This window comes from Bacteroidota bacterium, assembly GCA_016713765.1.
GTDB lineage: Bacteria > Bacteroidota > Bacteroidia > AKYH767-A > 2013-40CM-41-45 > Pollutiaquabacter > Pollutiaquabacter aromativorans.
Genome location: JADJON010000001.1, coordinates 2,283,871 through 2,296,654, shown reverse-complemented (window position 1 = coordinate 2,296,654; position 12,784 = coordinate 2,283,871). Strand labels below are relative to the sequence as shown.

12 protein-coding genes are annotated in these 12,784 nt (G+C 52.7%); 8 read left to right on the top strand and 4 right to left on the bottom strand.

The window, feature by feature from the left end; all coding sequences use genetic code 11:
- Positions 1-10 precede the first annotated feature (10 nt).
- A complete protein-coding gene (locus IPJ96_08860; GenBank protein ID MBK7910455.1) occupies positions 11-1,171 on the top strand; it encodes a prolipoprotein diacylglyceryl transferase in 1,161 nt (386 codons plus the stop codon).
- Positions 1,164-1,964, top strand: coding sequence for an inositol monophosphatase (locus IPJ96_08855; GenBank protein MBK7910454.1), 801 nt, complete (start codon positions 1,164-1,166; stop codon positions 1,962-1,964). Before IPJ96_08860 ends, IPJ96_08855 begins: the two co-directional genes overlap by 8 nt.
- 6 nt (positions 1,965-1,970) lie before the next feature.
- Here the strand turns inward: IPJ96_08855 and IPJ96_08850 are convergent, their stop codons facing one another.
- Together IPJ96_08850 and IPJ96_08845 are read right to left on the bottom strand one after the other, a co-directional pair.
- Positions 1,971-2,936 (bottom strand): LysM peptidoglycan-binding domain-containing protein, encoded by a 966-nt coding sequence (locus IPJ96_08850; protein ID MBK7910453.1) that lies wholly within the window; start codon positions 2,934-2,936, stop codon positions 1,971-1,973.
- Between the two features lie 62 nt (positions 2,937-2,998).
- Complete coding sequence (locus tag IPJ96_08845; protein ID MBK7910452.1) at positions 2,999-4,480, bottom strand: sodium:solute symporter; 1,482 nt, start codon at positions 4,478-4,480, stop codon at positions 2,999-3,001.
- Positions 4,481-4,563: 83 nt separating this feature from the next.
- Here IPJ96_08845 and recR point away from each other — a divergent pair, with 83 nt between their 5' ends.
- The 6 genes from recR to IPJ96_08815 all read left to right on the top strand — a co-directional run bounded on the left by recR (position 4,564) and on the right by IPJ96_08815 (position 11,595).
- Positions 4,564-5,205, top strand: a complete 642-nt coding sequence (gene recR / locus IPJ96_08840; GenBank protein ID MBK7910451.1) for a recombination protein RecR — start codon at positions 4,564-4,566, stop codon at positions 5,203-5,205.
- 15 nt (positions 5,206-5,220) lie between these two features.
- A complete protein-coding gene (locus tag IPJ96_08835; GenBank protein MBK7910450.1) occupies positions 5,221-7,206 on the top strand; it encodes a glycosyltransferase in 1,986 nt (661 codons plus the stop codon).
- Between the two features lie 66 nt (positions 7,207-7,272).
- The gene (locus IPJ96_08830; GenBank protein ID MBK7910449.1) at positions 7,273-8,589 is read left to right on the top strand and encodes a 2-oxo acid dehydrogenase subunit E2; all 1,317 of its coding nucleotides are present in this window, start codon (positions 7,273-7,275) and stop codon (positions 8,587-8,589) included.
- 35 nt (positions 8,590-8,624) lie between these two features.
- On the top strand, positions 8,625-10,205 hold the full coding sequence (locus tag IPJ96_08825) for a PD40 domain-containing protein (GenBank protein MBK7910448.1): 1,581 nt from the start codon (positions 8,625-8,627) through the stop codon (positions 10,203-10,205).
- Positions 10,202-10,978 carry a 3'-5' exonuclease gene (locus tag IPJ96_08820; GenBank protein ID MBK7910447.1) on the top strand — a complete coding sequence of 259 codons (777 nt, stop codon included), beginning with the start codon at positions 10,202-10,204 and terminating at the stop codon, positions 10,976-10,978. Before IPJ96_08825 ends, IPJ96_08820 begins: the two co-directional genes overlap by 4 nt.
- Before the next feature lie 5 nt (positions 10,979-10,983).
- On the top strand, positions 10,984-11,595 hold the full coding sequence (locus IPJ96_08815) for a fumarylacetoacetate hydrolase family protein (GenBank protein MBK7910446.1): 612 nt from the start codon (positions 10,984-10,986) through the stop codon (positions 11,593-11,595).
- Positions 11,596-11,631: 36 nt separating this feature from the next.
- On the opposite strand, the gene IPJ96_08810 is transcribed toward IPJ96_08815, so the two are convergent.
- Complete coding sequence (locus IPJ96_08810; GenBank protein ID MBK7910445.1) at positions 11,632-12,102, bottom strand: DUF4878 domain-containing protein; 471 nt, start codon at positions 12,100-12,102, stop codon at positions 11,632-11,634.
- Positions 12,103-12,112: 10 nt separating this feature from the next.
- The gene (locus IPJ96_08805) at positions 12,113-12,769 is read right to left on the bottom strand and encodes a hypothetical protein (protein ID MBK7910444.1); all 657 of its coding nucleotides are present in this window, start codon (positions 12,767-12,769) and stop codon (positions 12,113-12,115) included.
- Positions 12,770-12,784 lie beyond the last annotated feature (15 nt).

Below are 12,784 nucleotides of genomic sequence, written 5' to 3'. Positions count from 1 at the left end.
CCTACTTCACATGTATCCAGGCATCAGCGACCTCTTCAACGAACTGTTCGGCACCCATTTCGATTTCAGTTTCCCCCCTTCGTTCGGCACGCTCGTCGCTATCAGCTTTGCGCTGGCTGCCTGGACACTTGGTCTGGAACTAAAACGAAAAGAACGTGAAGGCCGCTTGCAACCTGTGAAACGGACAGTGGTGATCGGAACCCCCGCCTCCTTTTCGGAACTGGCCTCCAACGGGCTCTTCGGTTTCATTTTGGGTGCCAAAGCCTTGCTGATCATTTCAGACAGCAGCGCCTTTTTGCAGGACCCTCCCGGGATCCTGCTTTCTTTAAAAGGGAGTTGGACTGGAGGTATTGCCGGAGGATTGTTGTTCGCTTATCTGAAGTACCGGGAAAAAAAGCGAGTCCAGTTACCCGCTCCAAAAACCATTCAAGAAACGGTATATCCACATCAGCAGGTCACTGAATTGACCATGATGGCGGCGCTTGGCGGACTGGTTGGCGCCAAGCTCTTCCATATACTTGAGTACTGGCATGCCTTCCTACAGGATCCGCTTGATATGATCTTCAGCGGCAGCGGACTTACGATGTATGGAGGTCTGATCGTCGGTGCGATAGCGGTGTTGTATTATGGCCGAAAACAAGGCATTCCGCCCCTGGAATTATGCGACGCGACCGCTCCCGGTCTGATGCTGGCATATGGTACCGGCCGTATCGGTTGTCAACTGGCCGGCGATGGGGACTGGGGCATCGTCAATCATGCACCAAAGCCCGATTGGCTGAGTTTCATTCCGGATTGGGCCTGGTCCTCCACCTATCCACACAATGTTCTCAAGGAAGGTGTACCCATCCCCGGATGTACCGGCAGGCATTGTTTCGAATTACCGGAACCGGTATTTCCTACGCCACTCTATGAAAGCATTTTGTGCATTGGGTTCTTCTTTTTGCTTTGGGCATTCCGAAAACGACTGCGCTTACCGGGACAGGTGTTTGGATGGTACCTCATCCTGAATGGCCTGGAGCGCTTCGCCATCGAGTCCATTCGTGTCAATTCCCTCTACCATGTTGCCGGTATTTCCTTTACGCAGGCGCAGCTTATTTCTGTATTGCTTTTCATTTCCGGACTGACCTTGCTTACCCTTATCCGGCGAGACCGCCCGAAGCAACATGCGTGAGGACCTCCAACTGGTATGCAGTGCGGTTACCAGTCTGACCGGAAAGGTCGGTCAGTTCATTCTACAGGAACGTAAGCGCTTTCGCGCGGACCGTGTGGAAAAGAAAGGACATAACGACCTGGTTTCGTATGTGGACAAAGAAGCTGAGCGTATGCTGGTTGACGGATTGGCGGACATCCTGCCGGATGCCGGATTCCTGACGGAGGAAAAGACACGTACCGATGAAGGAAATGGACTTCGTTGGATCATCGACCCCCTCGACGGCACTACCAATTTCATCCACGGTATCCCCTGCTATTGTATCAGCATCGGCTTGTTCGACGGAAACAAAGGCCTTGTAGGAGTCGTTCATGAATTGAACCTGGACGAGTGCTTCTATGCTTCAGCCGACAATGGCGCCTATCTGAATGGAGAACCGATCCGGACTTCGAACGTCCCGTCATTGGCGGATTCGCTGATCGCTACAGGATTCCCTTACCACGATTATGACCGAATGAAGCCCTACATGGAAGTCTTCGATCATTGTATGCGTCATACGCGGGGTTTACGCAGACTGGGGTCTGCAGCGGCTGATCTTGCCTATGTGGCAGCGGGCCGGTTCGAAATTTTTTACGAATATGGATTGAACCCGTGGGACGTCGCAGGCGGGATCGTGCTGGTACGGGAGGCTGGCGGGATCGTAACGGATTTTTCGGGCGAGGATAACCCGTTGTACGGTGCCGAGATCATTGCCGGCGGACCGGAGATACAAAACAGCTTCCTGGATGTGGTACGGGAACGGTTTCGTCCCTGAAAGAACTCACTTCTCCTGAATTCCGTAGAGGAGGTCAACCTGGAATCGCTGGTCGATCACGCCCATCTTGTCGGCCGCGGCTTTGGAAATCTTGATGATCATGCCTTCGTTCTCACCGGAATCCGGCAATCGTCCGACCACTTTCACAAACACATTTGCATTGTTCATCCGGTTGGTGACCCGGATAATGGTACCATTCGGTGCACTGCGGTGCAAAGCGTAATAACGGTTGGGATTGATATCCTCGTCGCCAACCCATCCCGCCATGCCCTGTTCGGTCACTTTCTTTCGTCCATTCGTGAAAGCGTAATCCGGCTCCGGGACGGGTCTTGCATCGGTCTTCGGCTTTACCTCGGACTCCACTTCCTGATTCGGCCTGGGCATCGGTTGGACTGAAACGACAGGTTCAGGGACACGCTGTTTTTCCGGTACCGGTTGTTCCGGCACGATCGTTTCGACAACCGGATGAGCCGTCGACGTGGTGCTCTTTCGGATCTCCAGTTTCTGACCCTTGTTGAGGCTGTTACTGCTTAGTTTGTTCCACTTCTTCAGGTCGTCAACACTTACCGAATACTTCCTGGAAATACCATACAAGGTTTCACCTGCGCCCACCGTATGTATTTGGGTGACGGCAGATGCTGGTGATTGGGGCTGTGCATCCGGAGTATTGGGTACCGGTTCTATGTCGTGTTTCCGTTCAATTCCTCGTTTGGATTTACCGGTGGGGACCAGCAGTACCTGTCCCGGTTTCAGGAGGTCGGAACTTCCGCGATTTGCCAGCTTCAGTTCGGCAAACGTTACCCCGTACTGCCGGGCGATAGCATACCAGGTTTCGCCGGATTCCACTTCGTGCCGGGTGTATTTTTTTCCGTCTTTGGTGGTTGTGCCAATTGAATCGACCGGAAGTGCATTTGCTGCACTGACTACAAAGAGGCATCCGATCAACAGAAAAGCAATCCTAAATCGCGTCATTCCCATCATACAGACAAAACTATGCCAGATAAGCCGAAATTATTCCCCCTTTTTTCGCGGGTTTAAACTGATTTTTTAACATCGAATGGCTTTGATGTCCCCGAGGCCTTCAGCAACCAAAGTCCGATAAAGGTGAGCAGTCCGTTGAGAATGATCAATTCGAAGCCGAATTTGTAGCCATTCCACCAGACCGGCGCATTTTCATTCAACCAAAAGCACAAGACCGGGGCTACGAGACAAACCAGCGGCACGAAGCGATCCCGTACCGGATGCCGTGTAAACAGCCCGAATGCGTACAATCCCAACAAGGGACCATAGGTATAGCCGGCCGCTTTGAATAGGATCCCGATCACCGCATCGTTGTTGATGATCCGGAAGACCACGATAACCAGGAGCAGGAGTATCGCGAATGCAATGTGTACCGTGTAACGGGTCCGTTCCTTTTTCTCTTTCGACCAGTCTTTTCGTTCCATTCCCAGGAAGTCAATGCAAAATGAAGCGGTCAGTGCGGTCAAAGCCCCATCTGCGCTGGGATAGGCGGCCGAGATAAGTCCGATGATAAAGAATACGGCGGAAAGCGTTCCCAGGTGCTGTAATGCCACCGTTGGGAATAAGTCATCGGAAGTATGGAATTGGGTAGCGATACCTTCTATGGAAACGTAATTGTACAGCAGAATGCCCAAGGAGAGAAAGAGCAAGTTAACCAGCACCAGGATCAGGCTGAAACTGATCATGTTTTTTTGCGACTCGCCCAGCGTCCGGACGCTGATGTTCTTTTGCATCATCTCCTGGTCGAGGCCGGTCATGGCGATGGCGATGAACATTCCGCCGAAGAAATGTTTCCAGGCGAAGTTCGAGGCTTTCACATCGGAAACAACCATATTCGAATAGGGTCCCGAAGTGAGTTGGTTCACCAATTCGCCCCACGACCAGCCGAGTTTACCGAGTATCAGGACGATCGAAAGCACCAGGGACAGGAGCATGAAGGTTGTTTGCAGGGTATCCGTCCAAACGATCGTCTTAACGCCGCCTTTGTAGGTATAAAGCAGGATCAGGAGAATGAATACGCCTACGGTAACCGCGAATGGGACACCCCATGCATCGAAAACAAAGGTTTGCAAGACGTTTACGACGATGTATAAGCGGAAGGAAGCGCCGATGGTCCGGGACAGGATAAAGTAAAACGCGCCGGTCTTATAGCTCCAAAAGCCGAAACGCTGTTCCAGGTAAGAGTAGATCGATGTCAGCCGCATCCGATAATACACCGGCAACAGGATGCCGGCGATCGCGGCATAACCGAGCAGGTAACCGAATACTACCATCATATACGACATGCCGGTGGTTCCGACCCAGCCAGGCACCGACATGAACGTGACTCCGGACAAGGAGGCTCCGATCATACCATAGGCCACGACATACCACTTGGAGGATCGGTTACCGATGAAGTAGGACTCGTTATCGGCACCACGACTCGTCAGCCAAACGACGAAAAAGAGCAGCGCCGAATAAAGGACAACACAGGTCAGGATAAGGGTTGCAGACATTCTATGGTTGTGAATACTGGCCGAAGTAAGTAATTTCGTCTCGGCGGGATTCCCGCACCAGTGTCCTTTTTTCAACACCTTCCGTGAGCAGTCTCCCATCCCGAATCCTCGAAGAAGCTGTACAGGAATTCTCCCGCTTACCCGGAATCGGAAAGCGATCGGCGCTCCGGCTGGTTTTACACCTGTTAAAGGCGCCAGCCAGCGACTCCCGTCGGCTGGGTACTGTTTTGTCCAGGCTTCGGGATGAAATCCGGTATTGCAGGATCTGCAACAACATTTCCGAGTCCGACACCTGCGTCATCTGTTCCAATCCCCGTCGGGAGACTTCACTGCTCTGTGTCGTCGAGGACATACGGGATGTTATCGCGATCGAGAACACCGGACAATATCAGGGCCGCTACCACGTTTTGGGCGGTATCATTTCTCCCATCGATGGTATCGGACCGCAAGACCTCAGCATTGAACCCTTCCTGGAACGCATCCGATCAGGTGAAATTCGCGAGGTCATCATGGCTTTGGGTACAACCCTGGAAGGCGATACCACGACCTTTTACATTTATAAACGCATGCAGGCAATAGGCACTCCGGATGTGAAATGTACGACCATTGCCCGGGGAATCTCGGTCGGCGATGAGCTGGAATACGCAGACGAAGTAACGCTGGGACGATCCATCCTGCAGCGAGTCCCTTATGAACAAGCCGTAGCCCGACCCAACGAACGCTGACCCCCTACTCCTTCCGTGAAGCTTTCCGTCGTCATTGTCAACTACAACGTACAGTACTTTCTGGAACAGTGCCTGCGCAGTGTCGAGATCGCCTGCAAGCGGGTATCCAGTGAAGTATTCGTGGTCGACAACAACTCGGTGGACGGATCGGTCGAGATGGTTCAGGAGAAATTCCCCTCGGTGCGGCTGATTGCCAACAAGGAGAACCTCGGATTTTCCAAAGCGAACAATCAGGCGATCCGGATCGCTTCCGGCGAGTACGTCCTCTTACTCAATCCGGACACCGTAGTAGAGGAAGACACGTTTGAAAAGATCGTCCGGTTCATGGACGAACATCCCGACGCCGGTGGATTGGGTGTCAAGATGATTGACGGTAGCGGACGATACCTGCCGGAATCAAAGCGCGGCTTACCGACTCCTGCCGTGGCCTTTTACAAGATCTTCGGCCTGAGCGCACTCTTTCCTCGGTCCACCCGGTTCGGCAGGTATCATCTCGGGTTCCTCGATAAAAATGAAACGCATGTGGTTGATGTCCTGGCCGGAGCATTCATGTTGCTACGACAAGCGGCCCTGACGAAATGCGGTTTGCTGGACGAGGATTTTTTCATGTACGGGGAAGACATCGACCTCTCCTACCGGATCCAAAAAGCCGGTTTCAAGAATTACTATTTCCCCGGCACACAGATCATCCATTACAAGGGAGAAAGTACGAAAAAGAGCAGCGTGAATTATGTCTTCGTGTTTTACAACGCGATGATCATTTTCGCGAAGAAGCATTTTTCCCCACAGAACGCCAGCCTGTTCTCCTTTTTTATCCGGATTGCGATCTACCTACGTGCCGGAGCGGCGGTCCTGACCCGGGCATTCCGAAACCTGTTGTTGCCGGCACTTGATTTCGGTTTCCTGTTCGCGGGATTGTACTTTCTCCAGGCGTATTGGGGAACGAACATGAACGTGCGTTATCCTGAGTTGTTTCTTCAAGCGGCTGTCCCAACCTATATCCTCTGCTGGATCGTCTGTATCTATTTCAGCGGCGGCTACGATGTGCCCATCCGCATCGCGAAAGTTGTTCGAGGAGTTTTCACCGGCACCCTGATCATCCTGGTGGGCTATGCCTTGCTCCCCGAGCATTATCGTTTTTCGAGGGCACTTATCCTGCTTGGAGCGGCCTGGGCTACGGCGGCTGCGGTAGTTATTCGCCTCGTGTTGAATGTGCTTTGGAAAAAGCGCTATGAATTGGCCAATGACCGACCCAAACGTCTGATCATTGTCGGCAGTGAAGAAGAAGGTTCCCGGGTCTTGTCACTGCTCAAACTGACCGGCACCAATCACAATTTCATCGGATTTGTGCGACCGGAAGAAATAACCCGGTCTCATCCTGGAAAGTCGCAGGAACTGAACACCTATCGGCTCGGTGATCTTTCTCAGCTGACCAGTATCGTCGAAGTTTTTGCCATCGACGAAGTGATCTTCTGTGCACGTGACCTTGCCTCCAACCGGATCATTGCGCTCATGGCCGGTATGGCGGGGAAAGCAATTGAATTCAAGATCGCTCCACCAGACAGCTTGTTCATCATCGGCAGTAATTCGATTGACGATCCGGGAGAATTGTATGTGATCGATATCAACAGCATTGGAAAGAAAGAGAACCGGCGGAACAAGCGGTTTCTCGATATCACCTTCTCCATCGCGCTGCTGCTGGTCAGTCCGATCCTGATGTGGCTGCAACAGCGACCCTGGACATTTTTTCTCAACCTGTTCAAAGTACTGCTGGGCAGCATGTCGTTGGTGGGCTACAACCGCGCGGCCTCCGGATTGGATGAATTGCCAAGGATCCGTCCCGGTATCCTGCATCCCGGTGACCAACTCCGCGATCAAACAACGGATTCGTCCACCCAACAACGGCTGAATACGTTGTACGCTAAAGATTATCAGACTGATACGGATCTGCGCATCCTGTGGAAAGGGTTGAGAAAATTGGGGCGGACGGCAGGAAATTAACGCATCCTTATTGCTAATTTTGCTAAAACCCCGGTAGCGGGGTCGTTCCTATTCTATTCCCAACCGATGGCGCAACTCATCATGCCCAAAATGGGCGAAAGCGTGGCTGAAGCTACAATTCTCAAATGGCTGAAAAAGGAAGGCGATCGCATTGAAGCCGATGAACCGGTATTGGAGATCGCGACGGATAAAGTCGACTCCGAAGTACCGTCTCCGGTTGCTGGTATCCTGAAAAAGCGCCTCTTTGAGGAGGGACAGGTTGTCAAAGTCGGTGAAGTGATCGCTGAGATCGGGTCTGAACAAGACAAAGTCGCTGCGACTCCTGCCAGTCCGGCCCCGGCAGCGCAACCGGCTCCTGCTGTAACGTCTAACGGACACAAATCCGCCACTCCGGTAGCAGTATCCGAGCCTCTGGTCAAGTCATCATCCGGCAGCGGTCGCTTTTATTCGCCTTTAGTGAGAAATATCGCCAAGCAGGAAGGCATCGGCATGCAGGAACTGGAGAGTATTCCGGGAACCGGCATGAACAACCGGGTTACCAAGCAGGATATTCTCCAGCATATCGACAACCGGCAGCAAGGACAACAGATCAGCGCTCCGGCACCTGTCCCTGCACCAGCCGTAGCAACCGCAGCCGCTCCAGCCTATACTGCTCCGGCGGTGAGTGTTTCCGGCGCGGTCGAGATCATTGAAATGGACCGCATGCGGAAAATTATCGCGGACCATATGGTGATGTCGAAGCATACTTCGCCGCATGTGACCTCCTATGTGGAAGCAGATGTGACGAATCTGGTCAAATGGCGCGATAAGGTCAAGGGTGCCTTTGAGAAGCGCGAGAAAGAAAAGATCACCTTCACCCCGATCTTTATTGAAGCGGTAGCCCGGGCTATTCGGGATTTTCCGATGATCAACGTCTCGGTTGACGGGAACAAGATCATTGTGAAGAAAAACATCAACATCGGTATGGCCACGGCGCTTCCTTCGGGTAACCTCATCGTTCCGGTCATCAGGAATGCGGACCACCTGAATCTCATCGGCCTCACCAAATCGGTCAATGACCTGGCCAATCGTGCACGTCAGAACAAACTGAAACCCGACGAGATCCAGGACGGCACGTTCACACTGACGAACGTAGGCAGCTTTGGTAACGTGATGGGAACACCGATCATCAACCAACCCCAAGTCGCCATTCTGGCAGTCGGCGCCATCCGGAAAAAACCGGCCGTCATTGAAACACCGGAAGGCGATACGATCGGGATCAGGCACATGATGTTCCTGTCGCTTTCGTATGATCACCGCGTGGTGGACGGATCGTTGGGCGGCAGCTTCGTTCGTCGCGTAGCGGATTACCTCGAACAATTCGATGTGAATCGTCCCATCTGAGCAACCTCACTTCCCCTAAAGTCTATCCTACCTGCATGCGAAAGCATTACCGGTTATTCCTGTGGCTCGGGTGTCTTCTCCCCGTCCTGACATCCGCCCAGAAAGCAAAGAACCACGTACTGACAGCTGATGAGGCTAAGGTGGTCAAGAAAGACGCATCAGTCCTGTTCGTTGCCGGCAACTTCGATAGTGCCTTGAAATCCTACAAGGAACTGGTCAAGTCGGATCCTGGCAATGCGGATTATCAATACAAACTGGGTGTCTGCTATCTACTGACGAATCAGGACAAGGCGGAAGCGCTGGAGCATTTGGAAAAGGGGAAAGCAGCCAAGGACGCCAAGAAGGAGATCGATTTTTGGATGGGCATCGCTTATATGCACCAGTTGCGCTGGGATGATGCGATCGCATCCTTGAGCACCTTCAAGACCGCCAACAACAATAAGCCGCTTCGTGATTTCGTAAGTCCGGAACGTCTTATTCAGATGTGCCAGAACGGAAAAGAACTCTGCGCTCATCCGGTCGCGGTTACGTTCACCAACCCGGGCAAGGCGATCAATACGATCTATGATGAATACAATCCGTTCATCTCCGCCAACGGGAAGCAGCTTGTGTTCACCTCCAGAAGAAAAGGCAACATCGGTGGATTCATTGAAGATCTTGGTATCTATCCTTCCGACATATATTGGAGCACCTGGAAAGATACTGCCTGGCTGAAAGCGAAAGGCATTGGCGGACTGGTGAACACCGACTGGGATGAAGAAGCCGTCGGGATGACTCAGGACGGAAATCAACTTTATGTCTATTTTGACAATGCGGAGATCTTTGGCGATCTCGGTGCCGCGCCGTTGAAAGGAAAAGCCTGGCAACGGTCCAACCTGCTTCCCCCGCAGGTCAACTCCAAGCAAGAAGAAAGCGCCGCGGCCCTTTCAGCCGACGGCAACCTCCTGATCTTTTCCAGTGACCGTAAGGAAGGGCAAGGTGGTCGCGATCTCTGGATGATCCGACGGGAGAAAGGCGAATGGTCAGAAGCCATTAACCTGGGGACAACCATCAATTCAAAGTTCGACGATGATGCACCGTTTCTGACCCTGGATGGTCAAACGCTCTATTTTGCCAGCAAAGGACACAACAGCATGGGAGGCTATGATCTGTTCCGAAGTTCTTTTGACGCAAAGACGGGCGCTTGGTCCGCCCCCCTGAATCTCGGCTACCCGGTCAATACACCGGATGACAACCGTTTCATCTCATTCAGCGCTGATGGTAAGTCCGCGTATGTAAGTTCTTGCCGGAAAGGCGGCATGGGCGATCGCGACATCTGGCAGTTGACCTTCGATGACAAGGCTTCATTTCCGGTTCGGACCCTGATCAGTGGCAACATCACTTCTTCGACAGGAGCGAAAGTGGAATTGACCAAAGCCGTGTTGGAGGACGCGAATGGACAACCGGTCCAGGAATATAAACCCCAGGTGGCTACCACGCACTTCTACCTCGCGGTAGATCCCGGCACCTACAAACTACGTCTCGAAGGCTACAACTTCGAGAATCACGCGGAGGATGTCCAGGTAACCGACGCGCCGCTGGAATTGAACATCACCGTCAAAGCTGCAGCCAAATGAGTCGTAAGCTTCAATTAAAACGGCCGTTGGTCTTCATCGATCTGGAAACGACCGGAACCAACATCGGCACGGATCGCATCGTTGAAATCGCTTTGCTGAAAGTCCAGCCGAACGGTAATCGTGAAAGCAAGACCATGCGGATCAATCCGACTGTCCCGATACCTGTTGAATCCAGCCGTATCCACGGGATCTACGATGCCGACATCCAGGACTGCCCAACCTTCCAGGATGTAGCACGCGACCTGCAGGCCTTAATCGGTAATGCTGATCTGGCCGGATACAATTCCAACAAATTCGATATCCCGTTGTTGATCGAGGAATTCACCCGTTCCGGAATCCATTTTGAGATCGCTGACCGAAAATTAATCGACGTGCAAAACATCTTTCACAAGATGGAGCAACGCACCTTGTCGGCAGCTTATAAATTCTATTGCGGGAAAGACCTGTTGAATGCCCATTCCGCCGAAGCCGACACCTTTGCCACCTGTGAGGTGCTCGAAGCCCAGTTGGAGCGATACGACAGCCTGCAAACTGACGTCGATTGGCTGGCCCAGTTCAGCAGCATGAACAAGAACGTGGACCTTGCCGGCCGTATCGTATACAACGAAAAAGGTGATGAAGTATTCAACTTCGGTAAGTACAAAGGGCGCCTGGTTTCCGAAATTTTCCGAAACGAACCGTCCTATTACGACTGGATGATGAAAGGTGATTTCGCCACCAATACCAAGAATGTCATTACCCAGATCCGGTTAAAGGATTTCAACAACAAGTAACCCGGATGAAGATTCTGTGCATCGGCCGGAACTACGCCGAACACGCGGCGGAATTGAAGAACGATATCCCCGCGGAACCCGTATTCTTCTTAAAGCCCGATACCGCCCTCCTGCCTCCGGGACAGGCTTTCTACCTGCCTGATTTCTCAAACGACATCCACCACGAGGTGGAGCTGGTTCTTCGCATCGGCAAGGAAGGAAAGCACATCCAGGAAGAATTTGCCTCCCGGTACATCGATGGGATCACGGTAGGAGTCGATTTCACAGCTCGGGATGTACAGCAGCGCCAGAAGGAAAAGGGCCTGCCCTGGGAGCCCGCCAAAGCCTTTGATCATTCCGCTCCGGTCGGACGAATCGTTCCGTTCGAGTCGTTCTTAGGAAATGACGCCATTCATTTTTCCCTGACCCGAAACGGCCAGGAGGTGCAACGTGGCGACAGTTCGCTCATGCTCTTTCCTTTTAACCGCATCCTTGCACACCTCTCCCGCTACATTACACTCCGTAAAGGTGATTTGATCTTCACCGGGACCCCGAAAGGGGTCGGGGCGGTCGCGGCAGGTGATACGCTCGAAGCCTTCCTGGAAGGCGAGTCGTTGTTGCGTTTCGATGTAAAATAAAAAAGCCGGCTGTCCGCCGGCTTTATCTGTGTTCATTCAATTGGAAACACTGTCCACCGCCTCAGGTTCAGGTTCCGGTCCGGCAGAACTATCCATACTGGTAGCGCCGATATCCATGGAGCCGCCCGCATCCGCACCGCTCATGCTCTCTTTACTCATGGACACCTTCCACTTACCGTCGATGCGTACCAGACTGAGGGGCGTTTCACCTTCACGGCCTTCTTCCTTGTAAGTCACGGTCGCCTTGTCACCTTCGATCTTTTCTCCGGTGATTTCAAACTTGGTCTCATTCGCCTTCATGGAATCCGGAACCATTTTGGCAAAACCGCTCATCATGTCGAGCAACTTGCCGGTGTCCTCCGTGCCGTATTTCTTGGCGCCTTCAAAGTCCATGCTGTTCATGGCCTTCAGGAAGTTCTCGGCTACGGATTTCGGGGAATCTCCTCCACCGCAAGCACTCAGGGCCGCGATCAGCAGGAAACTCAGGAAGTGTTGGAGCTTTTTCATTTCAAGTGGATTATTTCCGGTTGGAAGAGTACGAATAGATGATGCGTGCGTGTTCGTTGAGGTACAGGTTATCGCATGCCACATATTCCCGACCCGAAAGACGGGTCAAAGGTAGGAATTTACGATCCCCAGTTGCTGCCAATACGGCTTTGTAAACAAACTCTGTGCAGTAGAACCGGTCATCGGAAGCCAGGTCGAAATCGGAATCGAAATAAGGTCCCGCCTCCAGCATACTTTCCACGATCCGCTTCAGCCTCACCCGATCAGCGGGTGTGAGGTCAAGACGAATGATACCCATGGCGCTACTCAGATCGGAACGACAAAACGCGGCAAGCGATTCTTTCTTCAATTTATCCGTCGGATTGTCTTCCCCGCCGATGGCATGGACCACCATCCAACGATCTTGCTCCCGCACGAGTATCCCCGCATGGGAGTACGATGGATCCTGCAACGAAAAGTGACGGAGGGATTCACTGATGATACCTTTGCCGCGGCGAAGAACGACATCGCCTTCGCGAAGCAGTTCATGATCCGGCAGGGACAAATGGGAAAGCGACGTTCGATCGCGGGCAGGTCCCTGTCCGGCGAAACCGACCCCAACTAACGATATACCCAGGAGTACCAGGAGCAACAGGTCAGGAAAACGCGGGCGGATGGAGCGCAGCACAAGGAATGATAACGG